The sequence below is a fragment of the Ruegeria sp. CK2 genome (genome assembly GCF_056536585.1).
Genome location: NZ_JBQFPW010000007.1, coordinates 109,247 through 123,534, shown reverse-complemented (window position 1 = coordinate 123,534; position 14,288 = coordinate 109,247). Strand labels below are relative to the sequence as shown.

At 55.5% G+C, this 14,288-nt stretch carries 12 protein-coding genes and 1 pseudogene; 5 read left to right on the top strand and 8 right to left on the bottom strand.

Annotated features, from left to right (window positions below):
* Positions 1-8: 8 nt before the first annotated feature.
* The 8 genes from ACR0BU_RS12760 to ACR0BU_RS12725 all read right to left on the bottom strand — a co-directional run bounded on the left by ACR0BU_RS12760 (position 9) and on the right by ACR0BU_RS12725 (position 8,980).
* Positions 9-758, bottom strand: a complete 750-nt coding sequence (locus ACR0BU_RS12760) for a basic amino acid ABC transporter substrate-binding protein (protein ID WP_299080282.1) — start codon at positions 756-758, stop codon at positions 9-11.
* 22 nt (positions 759-780) lie between these two features.
* On the bottom strand, positions 781-1,827 hold the full coding sequence (locus ACR0BU_RS12755) for a LacI family transcriptional regulator (protein ID WP_480737683.1): 1,047 nt from the start codon (positions 1,825-1,827) through the stop codon (positions 781-783).
* Positions 1,827-2,510, bottom strand: a complete 684-nt coding sequence (locus ACR0BU_RS12750; RefSeq protein ID WP_480737681.1) for a sugar phosphate isomerase/epimerase family protein — start codon at positions 2,508-2,510, stop codon at positions 1,827-1,829. Before ACR0BU_RS12750 ends, ACR0BU_RS12755 begins: the two co-directional genes overlap by 1 nt.
* 142 nt (positions 2,511-2,652) lie before the next feature.
* Entirely contained in the window at positions 2,653-3,735 is a 1,083-nt protein-coding gene (locus tag ACR0BU_RS12745; RefSeq protein ID WP_299080290.1) for an ABC transporter ATP-binding protein, read from the bottom strand.
* 3 nt (positions 3,736-3,738) lie between these two features.
* The gene (locus tag ACR0BU_RS12740; RefSeq protein WP_480737679.1) at positions 3,739-5,394 is read right to left on the bottom strand and encodes an alpha-glucosidase; all 1,656 of its coding nucleotides are present in this window, start codon (positions 5,392-5,394) and stop codon (positions 3,739-3,741) included.
* A gap of 9 nt (positions 5,395-5,403) precedes the next feature.
* Complete coding sequence (locus tag ACR0BU_RS12735) at positions 5,404-6,552, bottom strand: carbohydrate ABC transporter permease (protein WP_480737678.1); 1,149 nt, start codon at positions 6,550-6,552, stop codon at positions 5,404-5,406.
* A gap of 4 nt (positions 6,553-6,556) precedes the next feature.
* Positions 6,557-7,564, bottom strand: coding sequence for a carbohydrate ABC transporter permease (locus ACR0BU_RS12730; RefSeq protein WP_300070040.1), 1,008 nt, complete (start codon positions 7,562-7,564; stop codon positions 6,557-6,559).
* Between the two features lie 57 nt (positions 7,565-7,621).
* Positions 7,622-8,980: an ABC transporter substrate-binding protein gene (locus tag ACR0BU_RS12725; RefSeq protein ID WP_298935087.1), complete on the bottom strand. Its 1,359-nt coding sequence runs from the start codon at positions 8,978-8,980 to the stop codon at positions 7,622-7,624.
* Between the two features lie 220 nt (positions 8,981-9,200).
* Between ACR0BU_RS12725 and ACR0BU_RS12720 the strand changes: the two genes are divergently transcribed.
* The 5 genes and pseudogenes from ACR0BU_RS12720 (at position 9,201) to ACR0BU_RS12700 (ending at position 14,212) form a co-directional block, all read left to right on the top strand.
* Positions 9,201-10,232: a LacI family DNA-binding transcriptional regulator gene (locus tag ACR0BU_RS12720; RefSeq protein WP_299080306.1), complete on the top strand. Its 1,032-nt coding sequence runs from the start codon at positions 9,201-9,203 to the stop codon at positions 10,230-10,232.
* Between the two features lie 2 nt (positions 10,233-10,234).
* Positions 10,235-11,536 (top strand): annotated as a pseudogene (locus ACR0BU_RS12715) (GH1 family beta-glucosidase); the annotation flags it as partial.
* Positions 11,537-11,602: 66 nt separating this feature from the next.
* Positions 11,603-12,562: a glucokinase gene (locus ACR0BU_RS12710; RefSeq protein WP_480737787.1), complete on the top strand. Its 960-nt coding sequence runs from the start codon at positions 11,603-11,605 to the stop codon at positions 12,560-12,562.
* A gap of 39 nt (positions 12,563-12,601) precedes the next feature.
* A complete protein-coding gene (locus tag ACR0BU_RS12705; protein WP_480737676.1) occupies positions 12,602-13,528 on the top strand; it encodes a carbohydrate kinase family protein in 927 nt (308 codons plus the stop codon).
* Positions 13,529-13,546: 18 nt separating this feature from the next.
* On the top strand, positions 13,547-14,212 hold the full coding sequence (locus ACR0BU_RS12700; protein WP_480737674.1) for a D-lyxose/D-mannose family sugar isomerase: 666 nt from the start codon (positions 13,547-13,549) through the stop codon (positions 14,210-14,212).
* The last annotated feature ends 76 nt before the right edge of the window (positions 14,213-14,288 follow it).

The following is a 14,288-nucleotide window of genomic DNA, read 5'->3' as shown; positions in this document are numbered from 1 at the left end:
TCAAAGGATCAGTTGGTGCCCCAGTATTTGGCTTTCAGCGCATCCAGAGTGCCGTCTTCCTGGATCGCTGCCAGACCAGCGTTGATAGCATCAACCGTCGCGTCACCTTCCTGAAAAACGATGCCAAGCGGATCGGATTGAAGACCAGTGATCCCGACCGTCAGCTCACCTGCGAATTCCTGTTCATAGGCAGCGGCGGACGTGCCATCGATGATCACACCCTGTACGTCCGCGTTCTGAAGCGCCAGAATGGCCGCCGAGAAGTTGTCGTACAGGCTTACGTTCTCACGACCGACCACTTCCTCGGCCAGTTGCGCGTTGGTGGTGCCAGTTTGGGCAGCCAGCTTTTGGCCACCAGCTTTGAAGTCATCCAGCGTCATGTCGCCGTTATCGACCTGCAGCAGGATCGCCTGGCTGACGATGATATAGGGTTCCGAGAAATCCATGGTCTCTTCGCGTTCCGACGTGATTGACACGCCCGAGATCACCAGATCAAACTCGCCCTGCTGAAGGGCTGCAAATATCCCATCCCAGGCGGTGTTTACGAAGTTCGGAACGCAATTCACCTTCTCACAGATGGCGTTCATCACATCCACGTCGAAGCCCACGATCTCACCAGTGGTTTCATCGACAGTTTCCATCGGGGGATAAGTTGCGTCCGTGCCAATCTTCAGCACGCGCCCTTCCAGATCGGCGGCATATGCCACGGGAGCCGTCATCGCGGCCAGTGTTGCGGCGGCTAACAGTTTCTTGAACATATTCGGTTTCTCCTTTGTTGGATCAGTTGGCTCGCGCCATTTGCGGCGCAGGCGTGTCAGGTTGACGCTCGATAAAGGTGGCCCTGATCTTTTTCTGGGTCTCGGACGGATCCGCCCCGTCCAAGGATTTCAACATAAACTCTCCCAGCAAACGACTGGTTTCGACAATCGGCAGGTAGTACGTGCTGGGCGGAGGCACAAAATACTGGCTGAGGTGCAGGTCGTCGGTCGAGATAACAACGACATCACGCCCGACCTGAACACCTGTTTCAGCTGCAGCTGAAAGCACGCCCAATGTCATTGCTTCGTTCGCACAAATGATGGCACTTGCACGGTTTGGTACCTGCATCAGCGCTTGAAAAGCCTGTCGCCCGAAAAGCGCAGTGGTCGGGCCATTGCAGATCAATTCAGAATCAAAGCTGACGCCACCTACGGCCAGCGCATCTAAATAGCCTTTCTCTCGTTGCGCTGCATAAATCAGATCGCCCGGCGGGTTGATCAGTGCAATACGACGGTGCCCCAGATCGATCAGTCGTGTGGTGGCATCATATGCCGCTGCCTGACTGTCAAAATCCACAAAGGGATGGGGTTTGGGGCTATCGCTCATCCCGTAAGTCACAAAGGGAAAACCATGCTTCTGCAGAAACGCGATCCGAGGATCGTTTCGCCGAGTACCTGAAAAAATGACACCATCCGCCAACCCTTCGTGAACAATGCTCTGTAGGGTCACAATCGCGCTTTCTATATCCGACACAGAAAACACGCTTAGCTGGTATCGTGACCCTTGCAGTGCGATGGAGATCCCGGACAGAATTCGGGTAAACTCCACGCCTTCCCATTCTTCGGACGCATCCATCGAAACGCCAACCAGAACAGCGATGTGATAAGATTTGTTGGTGCGGAGCTTCAACCCGTCCAGATTAACCCGGTATCCAAGTTCGTTGGCGACTTTCTGTATTTTCTCACGAGTCTCTCGCCTGACGGATTTGGCCCCGCGCAGCGCGCTGGAAACGGTACCAACAGAATAACCCGTCCGGGCGGCAATCGATTTGATTGTCGCCCGCGCCATCAGGCAGCCCTAACCAATTGGGATTCCAGAAACCACTTGCCTGTTTCCAGCGTCCGCCTGTGATCGGGGGTTTCGTCGTGTTCCACGAATAAATCGGAACAACTTGTCTCGTCCAACGCCGCCAGAACCTCGGCCCATTCCACGACACCATCGCCCAGGTCACGCCATCGTTCATCACCCACACGAGTCGGATCAACATCCTTGGCGTGGACCGACAAAATAAGGTCGGAATAGCATTGAATGAAACTGACAGGGTCGAACCCGGCCGCCACAAGCCAGCCTATGTCGGGCTGCAAATAAATGTTTCCCTGCGCCAAAATCAGATCCAATGGAGAATGGCCGGGGCACCCGACCAGATCGAAATCGTGATTGTGGTAGGCCAACTTGACGTCGTGAACCGCCAACTGATCCGCCCATTCGGACAACTGGCCGGACACCGCGCTCCATCCTTCGACGGTGCTGGGCCGCGCCTCAGGCGCAAGCCAGGGCATTACGGCAACCTCGCAATTCAGAAGGTTCATTACCTCGATGATATCGTCGAAACGGTCTTCTAATTCTTCCCAATCAAAATGCGCGGAACGGACGCGAAGACCAGACTTTTGGACAATGTCAGCCATCTGAGGTGGCGACAAACGATGCAGTCCCGTGGTTTCGACATCGGTAAACCCGGCATCGGCTACCATTTTCAACTGCTGCGCAAGATCACCGCATTGCCGAACTGTATAAAGCTGCGCTGAAACCCGCATTATTCACCATTGAAACGTTTCAAATATGGTGAAACACCAAGGGCGGCGCTGTCAAGCACCACGTGAAATCTGCGAATTCCTACTTCCGCATCGACAAGCCATCGTGAAACAGATGGACTTTTTCTGGCGCAGCCGTGACCGAAACAGTCTGCCCGCGCAGGTCCCTTTGCACCCCTGGCAACTTGGCGATGACAGATTCTGCACCTTCGGTTTTGTCGAAATACAACAAGGTGACCTCTCCCAGGGCTTCGGTAAAATCTACCATCCCAGAAAGAATCGCACTGTTGTCTGTCATAACGAGATCTTCGGGCCGGACACCGATATTGACATGTTTACCTTGATCATTCGCCTCAGTCGGGACCGCGGAAACCGCAACCCCACCGCTCTCCAGCGCCACCGTTGTCAATTGCCCTGTCTCAGTGATCTGACCCGGCAACAGGTTCATGGAAGGCGACCCGATGAACTGCGCAACAAATTCGTTGTCTGGTGTCTCGTACAGTTCCAACGGCGTACCCACCTGAGCGATGCCCTTGTTGGCGAGCACGACAATGCGGCTGGCCAGCGTCATCGCCTCGACCTGATCGTGGGTCACGTAGATCATGGTGCTGTCAGGCATTGCTTCCTTCAGGCGCGCAATCTCGATCCGCGTTGCCACGCGCAAGGCAGCGTCGAGGTTTGATAGCGGCTCGTCAAAAAGGTAAACTTTCGGGTCCCTCACGATAGCGCGTCCGATGGCAACGCGTTGCCGCTGTCCGCCCGACAGTGCTTTGGGCAGGCGATCCAGAAACGGTTCAAGTTGCAAAATGCGGGCGGCGCGATCAACGCCTGCATCAATTTCGGACGTAGGCATGTTGGCTATCTTCAGTGCAAACGCCATGTTTTCCCGGACGGTCATGTGCGGGTACAAGGCATAGCTTTGAAACACCATCGCGATGCCCCGCTGTGCGGGCGGGACATCGTTCATGACCTGACCTTCGATTTCCAGCGATCCGCCGGTAATCTTTTCCAATCCTGCGATCATCCGCAACAATGTGGACTTGCCACAGCCGGATGGTCCCACAAAGACGATCAATTCGCCCTGATCAATATCGAGGTTGATGTGTTTCAGAACGTCGACCGGGCCATAGGACTTGGCGACATCTGTGAGTTTGAGTTCAGACATTCTTTACCCCTTATCCCTGACCATCAGGCAAAACTGCGATGCATTCAGCATCACGTTGCTGGCGCCCTCGACGGAACCCAAATCCCGACCTATGGCGCGCCATTTGCCCTCGGGCAGCTCCACGTTTGTTGGATCACCGCCCAGGTTGAATGCGCAAAAGATCTGCTCGAATGCGTCCTCGCGCAGGAAGGTTAGAACAGGCCCGTTCTGGGCCATTTCCTTCTGCGCTCCGGACGCCAACGCCGAATGCGCGTGGCGCAGTGCAATCGCGCGCCGATAGTGGTGCAACATCGAGTGTGGATTTGTTTCCAACCGATCCACCGCATTCTCGGCTTGTACAGCGCTGACTGGCAGCCAGGGCTCTGCGACGCTGAACCCGGATTGCTCGTCTTGCGCAGCCCAAACCATAGGAGTACGACAACCATCGCGGCCTTTATACTCGGGCCAGAATTCTATTCCGTAGGGATCCTGCAGTCTTTCGAAGGGAACGTCTGCTTCGCCCAACCCAAGCTCCTCACCTTGATAGAGGCATGCGGACCCGCGCAGGCACATCATCAAAACTGCGTATTGACGGGTGGCCGCATCATCCAGGTTCCAGCGCGAGGCGTGGCGCTGCACATCGTGGTTAGAGAAGGCCCAGCATGGCCATGCATCGCCAGCTTTGGCCTCAAGCTGATCAAAAACCTGCTTTGCGTAGCTTGCGGTTAGTGCGCGTTTTTCAAGAAATTCAAAGGCATAGCACATGTGCATGCGCTTGTCGCCGGTGGTGTATTCCCCCATGATCTCAAGACCACGCTGTGCGTCTCCGACCTCACCCAGACAGGCCCGGCCTTCGTATTCATCCGTCAATGCGCGCAACCGCTCGAGAAAGGCAATATTCTCAGGTTGGCTCTTTGAGAACAAGTGATCCTGATGGTTGTATGGGTTCACGGCGGGGGCAATCGACGCATTGCGCTGATCCAAAGGCAGCGCTGGATTGTCGCGCAACGACTTGTCGTGAAAATAGAAATTGATGGTATCCAGTCGGAACCCATCCACACCCATATCAAGCCAAAACCGAGCGACATCCAGCAATGCATCCTGCACGTCTGTGCAGTGAAAATTCAGATCCGGCTGCGAGGCCAGAAAGTTGTGAAGGTAATACTGCAGTCTGCGGGAATCCCATTGCCAGGCCGAACCGCCAAAGATGGACAGCCAGTTGTTCGGCGGCGTACCATCTGGTTTGGGATCAGCCCAGACAAACCAGTCAGATCTTGGATTCTCTCGACTGCTGCGGCTTTCGCTGAACCAAGGGTGTTGATCTGACGTGTGTGACAGCACCAGATCGGTCATAACCTTCAAGCCCTGCGCATGGGCCTTATCCAGAAGATCACGAAAATCATCAAGGGTTCCGAACATCGGGTCAACATCGCGGTAATCGCTGACATCGTATCCGAAATCCTTCATTGGAGACTTGAAAAAGGGTGAAATCCAGATCGCGTCGACGCCCAGTGACGCGATGTAGCCCAGCCTTTCAGTGATGCCTTTCAGGTCTCCGATCCCATCCCCATTACTGTCCTGAAAGCTGCGCGGATAGATCTGATAGATCACCCCGCCATGCCACCAATCAGAGGACAGTTTGGTCGCTTTGGTTTGACTCAGGTTGTTCTGCACGTTCATCAGACGCCTCTACTTTACGGATCCGGCCAACAGGCCTCGGACCAGGTATTTTTGCATTGCGAAAAAGACCACCAGCGGCACAAAGATCGACACAAAGGCCGCCGTCGCCAGAATTTCCCAGTTCCCGCCTCGTGTGCCCAACAGCTCGACAATGCGGTTCGTCATAACTGTGGTCTGGCCCGTCGCATCGATCAGGAACACTTTGGCCACCAGCAGGTCATTCCAAGTCCACAGGAACTGGAAGATCGCGAATGAAGCGAGCGCTGGAAAGCTAAGGGGCAGGATGAGTTTGGTGAAAATCTGAAACTCGGTTGCACCGTCGACGCGGGCGTTTTCGATCAGATCACGCGGCAATCCAGCCATGTAATTGCGTAACAGATAGATCGCCAAGGGCATTCCAAACCCGGTATGGGCAAGCCAGACACCAAGATAGCCTTTGCCAATGCCGATATTCAGGTGGAATTTCAGCAAAGGGATAAGCGCCAGTTGAAGTGGGACGACCAACAATCCGACAACCGCCGCGATCAGCAAGGCCCGGCCAGGGAAATCCATCCAGGCAAGCGCATAGGCGGCAAACGCCGCGACGAGGATTGGAATAATCGTCGCCGGGATGGTCACCGTCAGCGTATTGAAGAACGCCTTGCCCATACTGTCTGTACTGCTCTGATCCAAAAGAACCTTTTGGTAGTTATCGAAGGTAAACTCGGGTGGCAGTTCAGCGGTAACAAAAATCCGCGGACCGCGATTGCCCGTGAACTCCTCAGTGTTTTCCATGCGGTATTCACCGTCGGCAGACACGGTGATGGTCCCACCCCGGCGCAACTCGGCCGTTTGGCCTGGCTCAAAAGCGTCAACATCGCGCGAGCTGATACCCCATTTCGAGATTGTGGCCTGCTGGTCGTCTCCAAACAACTGGCCTTCAATCACATAAACCCCGTTTTCCAGCACCTGCGTTTCCGGCGCGGCACTGCGTAGGGTCAGGTTTTGCTCGGACGGAAATAGCGAGCGCCACCAACCACTGGTTGCGATCTGATCCGCTGTTCGGAAGGATGAGATCAATAGCCCCAGTGTTGGCACGACCCACAGCACCACCAAAAAGATGACCGAGGCGTGGACAACCCACCTGAGCGCCGGTTTGGTTCCTGCAATATCGCTCATGCCCCTACTCCATTTCCTTGCGCGCATTGCGCACGTTCCAGACAAGGATTGGGGCCACCAGCAACATGATCACCATGGCCGAGGCCGAACCCACACCCCAATCGTTGGCCCGGAACAATTTGTCATACATGTAGTTGGCCAGCACCTGCGTCTCCCACTGACCATTGGTCATGGCAAAAACGATGTCGAAAACCTTGAGAACGGTGATTGTGATCGTCGTCCAGACCACCAGAATGGTCGTCTTGATCTGCGGCACCTTGATCTTGAAAAAGATCTGAAACGGGTTGGCGCCATCCAGGATCGCGGCTTCAATCGTTTCCTCAGGGATACCGCGCAATGCCGCCGACAGGATAACCATGGCAAACCCAGTTTGAATCCAGATCAAAACAACCATCAGAAACAAGCTGTTCCAGAACGGTACGGTCAACCACGTCTGCGGGTCGGTTCCACCGAAAAAGATGTAGAGCGCATTCAAAATCCCAATCTGGTCCTGCTCAGCAGGTCGCGAGTCATAAACCAGTTTCCATATTACTGATGCTCCGACAAAAGAGATCGCCATCGGCATAAAGATCAGCGATTTTGCAAAATTGCCCCACCTGATCCGGTCGGTCAGCTGCGCCACCAGCAATCCGAATGCTGTCGACATCGCGGGCACCACGATCAGCCACAACATATTGTTGCGCATCGCTTCCCAAAACTTCGGCTCAGCTGCCATTTGAACATAGTTGTCCAGGCCGACCCAGCGATAGCTGCCACCCGGAACACGCTCGGTCAGGGACAAGCGCAATGTCTCGACCACCGGGTAGGCCAGATAGAGGCCAAGGGCCGCCATCGCGGGGAACAGGAACAGCCAGGGGCGGATAATGTTCGCGCGATTGATATTGCGACCTGCGTTAGGACCGCGTGGCGGAAACAAGACTTTATCTATGAACTGATTGGATAGGTAGAAGTAGCCCACGCAACCCGACACGCCAATGGCGATGGTCAGCAGGCCCTGAAGTGCCGGTGTCATGACGCTCTCATCCGTTTTGAGGTGAAGGGCAGCCCAACGGCTGCCCCCAAACTGCGCTTACTTCGCCGCGTCCCAGGAAGACTGGATTTCGCCGGCTACGGTTGCCGCATCTTTGGCACCCGAGGAGTAGTCGACCATTCCTGTCCAGAACGTACCTGCACCCACGGCGCCCGGCATCAGGTCAGAGCCGTCAAACCGGAACGTCGTCGCGTTGGTCAGGATTTCCCCCTGCCCGCGCTGCGTGTCGTTCGAATAGTTATCTGGATTTGCGCCGAGATGTGGTGTCAGGAAACCATCCTGCGCCATCATGATTTCATGCGCGAAGGGGGTTTTCAGGAATTCCATGAACGCCTCGGCCGCTGGATTGGGGTTTGTGACCGTAAACAACGTCCCCGCCCCCAGCACCGGTGTGCCCAGATCCTTTTCGGCAAATGCCGGGAAATAGAAGAAATCGGCATCCGCACCCAATTCCGTCCCTTCTGGGAAGTATGCCGGAATGAACGATGCCTGACGGTGCATCATACATGCCGGCGGGCTGTCGAACAGACCTTTGGGGCTGTCACGGAAGTCGATGGCCGCAGTATCATCCGCATCGCCAACAACGTAGTCATCGTTGCGTGTGAAGGTGCCATATTCCTCGATCACGGCGATCACACGCGGATCGTCGAACTTCATCTCATTCGACACCCAGTCGTCGTAAACTTCTGGTGGCTGTGTGCGCAGCATCAGGTCTTCGACCCAGTCAGTTGCTGGCCACCCAGTCGCGCCGCCCGAAGCAAGACCAACACACAAAGGCGTTTCGCCGTCCGCAACCATCTGATCCATCAGCGCTTTGAAGGCTTCCATCGTTTCGGGCACTTCATACCCAAAATCTTCAAAATTCTCGGGGCTGTACCAGACCAGGGACTTGACGTTCACATTGAAGAAAAACCCATAGAAGCCATCCGCTCCTTCGGCATTTTCAAAAGTACCCAGGTCGACCCAGGATTGGCCGGCAGCAAAATTGTCCTTGATCCAATCGGCCGAACCATCTGCCAGTGGCGTCAGATAACCGTTCTTCGCCATGTTCGCAGCCAGACCAGGCTGTGGAAACACCGTGAGGTTCGGCGCGGAACCGGCAGCAGCATCAATCAGGATTTGCTGCTCCAGTGAGTCCGAGCCGACATAGCTGGAGTTCGAGCCGGTCGCTTCGTCGAAATAGGCTACTAGGTTCTCAAAGGACTTGCCTTCACCCGCCAGCCATGGCCCGAAAATGGTTAGACTTTCGCCGGACAGGTCATTTGCCTCGGCAAACGCACTGTATCCATCCCAATCAAAGCTGCCTTCGCCGACGGCATGAAGCAGTTCGCCTTCTGCCTGAACCGCCCCAGCCATCAAGGCGAGCGTCGCCGCACCTGCGTAAAGCGCGTGTTTCATAAATCTTCCTCCCAACGTTACCCTGCGCTTGATGAGACTCAATATTCAAAGCGCTTTGGATGGCGATTTTATCCGCTAACATTTTGCTCCTGTCAACAATCTGTTTGAAAAACTCATAACTATTAATAATTCAGGACAAGGTGGCAAAACAGGTTGACGCACGACAGAATTGCTCACAAAACAGATTTGAACCCTATTTGAAGGCGCTTTGAATACTAAGATGAACCTAAAGCAGCTGTCTGAAATTCTTGGCCTCTCGCAGACAACGGTCAGCCGCGCGCTGAACGGGTACCCTGAGGTTAGTGAGGATACCCGGGTGCGGGTTCAGGCTGCAGCGCAAAAACACGGTTATCGCCCAAACAGTCGCGCCAAGGGTTTGGCGACCGGCCGCTCCATGGTGATCGGTCATGTGATTCCCAGCTCGTCCAGGCACGAAATGGTTAACCCGATCTTCGGAGATTTTGTCGCCGGCGCCGTAAAAAAATACTCAGAGCATGGGTATGACATGATGTTTACCAATGCCGATGATACGTCGATTGAAGAAGCGTATCGCAGCCTGTTCCAGCGCGGCGCGGTAGACGGCGTTGTTCTGCAGGGCCCAAAGGTAGATGAACCCCGGATCGAGGTTCTAACGCGTATGGCAGTGCCCTTCATTGTCCATGGCCGCTCGACCGGAGTAGTCGGCCAGTATGACTGGATCGATGTGAACAACAAAAGCTCGTTTTTGCGCGCGACCCGGTTTCTGATCGATCTTGGCCATCGCCGGATCGCTCTGATCAACGGGCTTGAAGACATGGATTTTGCACAACGTCGCCGCGATGGGTTTCTCGAAGCTTTGCGTCAGGCCGGGTTGTCGCCCAACCCTGAACTGATGCGCAGCGCCGAGATGACAGAGGTTTATGGCCACCATGAAACCCGGGACATGCTTGGGCTGGATAACCCGCCCACGGCTATTTTGTGTTCCTCAATGATTTCAGCCATAGGCGTCCGGAGGGCACTAGATGAAAGTGGGCTGGAAATGGGTAAGGATGTGTCGGTGATCGCCCATGACGATGACCTGTCTTATCTCAAGAATGGACAGGATGTTCCGATCTTTACAGCAACGCGCTCATCCGTGCGCAATGCAGGCGAAATGGCCGCCGAAATGTTGATAGAGCGCATCCAATCTCCGGACGACCCTACGAAAACTAGATTGCTGGAAGCCGAACTGGTAGTTGGCAGATCAACTGGCCCCGCGCCCAACAGGATCTGAACATGAAATACTCACGCGCTGACTTTCCCAAAGATTTCCTCTTTGGCGTGGCAACTTCTGCGTACCAGATTGAAGGGCATGCCCAAGGCGGTGCCGGACAGACCCATTGGGACACGTTTGCAGCATCGCCCGGCAACGTGGTGCGAGGGGAAAACGGCGATCTGGCCTGCGACCACCTGAACCGGTTTGCCGAAGACTTTGATCTGGTGCGCGAGGCCGGGTTCGATTGTTATCGGTTTTCGACAAGTTGGGCGCGGGTGCTGCCCGAGGGGCACGGTCAAGTCAATCAGGCCGGTCTGGACTATTATGATCGCCTGGCTGACGCGCTGTTAGAGCGCGGCATCCGCCCCTGTGCGACCCTCTACCACTGGGAACTCCCCTCTCCGCTCGCCGATCTTGGCGGTTGGCGCAATCGGGATATTGCAGGTTGGTTTGCCGATTTTACCGAAGTCATAATGGGCCGTATCGGCGATCGCATGTACAGCGTTGCCCCGATCAACGAGCCGTGGTGCGTCAGCTGGCTGAGCCATTTTGAAGGGCACCACGCCCCCGGCCTGCGCGATGTCCGGGCCGCAGCCCGCGCGATGCACCATGTATTGCTCGCCCATGGCAGCGCTATTCAGGCAATGCGTGGTCTTGGGATGGGAAATCTGGGCGCCGTGTTCAATCTTGAATGGTCCGAACCTGCGGACAACAGCGCCGAGGCACGACGCGCCGCAGACCTCTATGACGGCATTTACAATCGATTCTTCCTTGGTGGCGTGTTCAACAAAGCCTATCCCGAAAATGTTCTGGAAGGTCTGGCGCCTTACCTGCCCTCTGGCTGGCAAAATGATTTTGAAACCATTGGTGCGCCGGTCGACTGGTGTGGGTTGAACTACTACACGCGCAAACTCATTGCCCCTACAAACACGGCCTGGCCAAGCTTGAAAGAGGTCCCTGGTCCGCTGCCTAAAACGCAAATGGGATGGGAAATCGACCCTGCCGCTCTGACCAGGTTCCTGACACGGACGCAGAAGGAATACACGGGCGACCTGCCAATTTACGTTACCGAAAACGGTATGGCCAGCCCGGAACGTCGGCAGGATGATGACCGTATCGACTATCTAAACCAGCACTTTTCGGCCGTTCAGGACGCATTGGATCAGGGTGTCCCGATCGACGGTTATTTTATCTGGTCATTGCTCGACAACTACGAATGGGCCTACGGGTACGAAAAGCGTTTTGGGTTGGTGGATGTGGATTTTGAAACTCTTGAAAGAAGACCCAAAGCGTCTTTCCAAGCGCTGAAGTCCGCACTCAAAACAACGGATCGTGTCGCGTTGCCTCTGGCACAACCTGCTGGTTCGGTTCATGAACACTGGAATCTGGTGGCGGATGTTGGTGGCACGAACACCCGCCTAGGTGTTGTCTCAAACGGTCTATTGACCGATCTTCGCAGACACCCCACCGGCACATTGCCCGATCTCCTGGATGCCCTGCACAGTTTGCGCGACGAGATTGGGACCGATCCTCAGGCCGTTGTCGCCGCCGGAGCAGGCCCGGTCAGGAGCGGAACTATTCGCCTGACCAACGCGAATCTGGATCTGTCCGAAGCAGAACTGCACGAAGCGACCGGCGCCAAACATACCTATGTGATCAACGATTTCACGGCAGCCGCATGGTCGGTCGCCGAAGTGACCAGCGCAGAGGTCGCCGTTTTGCAAGGGGAAGCCACCCCCCCGGCTGGCACACGACTGGTTGTCGGGCCCGGGACCGGGCTTGGCGTTGGGGCGCTGCTCTATTCAGAAGGTCATTATCATACCGTGTCCGGCGAAGGCGGGCATGTCGGTCTGTCGCCTCGTCATCGCGAAGAAGTTGAAATTTTCGACGCAGCCCGTCGCATCGCGCCAAATAGCTTTTTTGGTGACAGTCTGGCGCTGGAAGCCGAGATGTTTCTAAGTGGCACTGGGCTGCCGATCTTATACCAGGCCACAGGTATGGCGGCCGGTCAATGCGATACACCGCTCAGGTCCGCAAAAGAAATCTTGCAAGATGCGCGCAGCGGGGCTGATGCCGTGGCGGCGCAAGCGGCCCAGATCTTCACGACGCATCTTGGTGCTTTGATGGGTGACATGGCTGTCACTCTGATGCCTACAGGGGGCGTATTTCTGGTCGGTGGCGTCGCGGAAAAAAACCGCTGGTTGTTTGGCCGTGAGTTTCGCGAGGCGTTTAACGGCGGTGGCCGTTTTAGTGAGCTGCGTCAGTCAATGAACCTTTATGTTTCAGAGCAACCTGAATTTGGCATTGTTGGCGCTAACAACTTCTGCAAAAATGCGCTTATGCGGTAAGCTTGCCGCCTCATACATATTTCAGAAGAGGACCCCGGGATGATCCTGTGCTGCGGTGAAGCCCTGATCGACATGATCGCCGAACCAACGGTTTCGGGCGCAAACGGTTTTGTTCCGCATTCCGGTGGGGCGATCTTCAATACGGCCATTGCGTTGGGACGGTTGGGTGCGCCGGTGGGAATGCTGACGGGGCTGTCTTCGGACATGTTCGGACAACAATTGGCAGATGCGTTACAGGCCAGCCACGTGGATGCATCGCATGTCATCACCTCAGACCGCCCCACGACCCTGGCCTTTGTCCAACTGCAGGACGGGCAAGCCTCGTACAATTTTGTTGACGAAAACACCGCAGGTCGGATGCTGCAAGCCGAAGATATGCCGACCCAACTTTCGTCTGTGTCCGCGCTGTATTTCGGCGGAATCAGCCTGGCTTGCGAACCTTGCGCCGACGCCTATGCCGCCCTGTTGCATCGCCATGGATCAGAAAGCGCGGTTATGCTGGACCCGAATATCCGGCCCGGGTTTATCAAGGACCAGACCCGGTATCGCACACGCCTGAACCGCATGATAGCGCAGGCCGACATGATCAAAGTATCTGACGAGGATTTGGACTGGATTATCCCGGGCCCCGAAAGCCACGCTGAAAAGGTGCCACTGTTGCTTCAGGCTGGGCCTTCGGTGGTCATTGTCACACGGGGCGGCGATGGGGCAACGGGGTATCTGGCGGATGGCACTGAAACCTCTGTTCCAGTGAAGCCCGTGCAGGTCGTGGACACAGTCGGCGCGGGCGACACTTTTAATGCAGGGGTTCTTGCAGAACTACACCGATCGGGCCACCTGAGCAAATCCGGCTTACTTGGTCTGACGGCCGACACTTTGCGCGCAGCCCTTGCGTTAGGCACCAAAATTGCCGGGGTAACCGTATCCCGGGCCGGGGCAAACCCACCGTGGGCTCATGAGCTTTGATCTGATGAGGCAAGCACAATGAAAAGATCCGACATCAACCGCATCAAAGCTGAGGCCCATAGCTTCATCCAGTCTTTTGGGTTTGCTCTACCACCGTTCGCGGACTGGTCTCCGAAACAAATGCGCGGCCCCAAGGCGGAAAGTATCCGCGAACGCGGGTTGGGCTGGGACATCACCGACTATGGTCAGGGAAAATTTGATGACCTCGGTCTATTCCTGTTCACCCTGCGCAACGGAGACGTTGGCGACCTGAACCAAGGTCGTGGTATGCTATACGCTGAAAAGCTTTTGATTTCACGTGATAAACAGCTGTCACCGATGCACCGTCATGTCATCAAGGCCGAGGATATTATCAATCGCGGTGGTGGTGATCTGGTCATGGAAGTTCATGCATCGAACCCAGATGGGGACGTCGATCGCGACAACCCCGTGACTGTCCCAAGCGATGGCTGCCCAGTGACAATTCAGCCGGGCGAACTCCTGCGTTTGAAACCCGGCGCAAGCGTGACGCTGATGCCCGGCATTTGGCATGCTTTCTGGGCGGAACACGGCGATTGCCTCATCGGAGAGGTTTCTACCGTTAACGATGACCGCACGGACAACGTTTTCGAAGAGCCAATCCCCCGCTTTGCGACGATCGAGGAAGATACTGATCCCGATTTCCTGCTGGTCGCCGACTACTGACCCAAGCTTGAAGCTGGGTATATTTGCGACGCAACTCCTCTTGTCATTTCCGACTCTTTTTGTCAGATAACGTGTG

Excerpts from the sequence above, each read along its gene's own strand:
- ACR0BU_RS12705 (WP_480737676.1), top strand. The coding sequence starts at position 12,602 with ATGATCCTGTGCTGCGGTGAAGCCCTGATCGACATGATCGCCGAACCA.
- ACR0BU_RS12725 (WP_298935087.1), bottom strand. The coding sequence starts at position 8,980 with ATGAAACACGCGCTTTACGCAGGTGCGGCGACGCTCGCCTTGATGGCT.
- ACR0BU_RS12735 (WP_480737678.1), bottom strand. The coding sequence starts at position 6,552 with ATGAGCGATATTGCAGGAACCAAACCGGCGCTCAGGTGGGTTGTCCAC.
- ACR0BU_RS12755 (WP_480737683.1), bottom strand. The coding sequence starts at position 1,827 with ATGGCGCGGGCGACAATCAAATCGATTGCCGCCCGGACGGGTTATTCT.
- ACR0BU_RS12760 (WP_299080282.1), bottom strand. The coding sequence starts at position 758 with ATGTTCAAGAAACTGTTAGCCGCCGCAACACTGGCCGCGATGACGGCT.
- ACR0BU_RS12745 (WP_299080290.1), bottom strand. The coding sequence starts at position 3,735 with ATGTCTGAACTCAAACTCACAGATGTCGCCAAGTCCTATGGCCCGGTC.
- ACR0BU_RS12750 (WP_480737681.1), bottom strand. The coding sequence starts at position 2,510 with ATGGTAGCCGATGCCGGGTTTACCGATGTCGAAACCACGGGACTGCAT.
- ACR0BU_RS12730 (WP_300070040.1), bottom strand. The coding sequence starts at position 7,564 with ATGACACCGGCACTTCAGGGCCTGCTGACCATCGCCATTGGCGTGTCG.
- ACR0BU_RS12720 (WP_299080306.1), top strand. The coding sequence starts at position 9,201 with ATGAACCTAAAGCAGCTGTCTGAAATTCTTGGCCTCTCGCAGACAACG.
- ACR0BU_RS12740 (WP_480737679.1), bottom strand. The coding sequence starts at position 5,394 with ATGAACGTGCAGAACAACCTGAGTCAAACCAAAGCGACCAAACTGTCC.
- ACR0BU_RS12700 (WP_480737674.1), top strand. The coding sequence starts at position 13,547 with ATGAAAAGATCCGACATCAACCGCATCAAAGCTGAGGCCCATAGCTTC.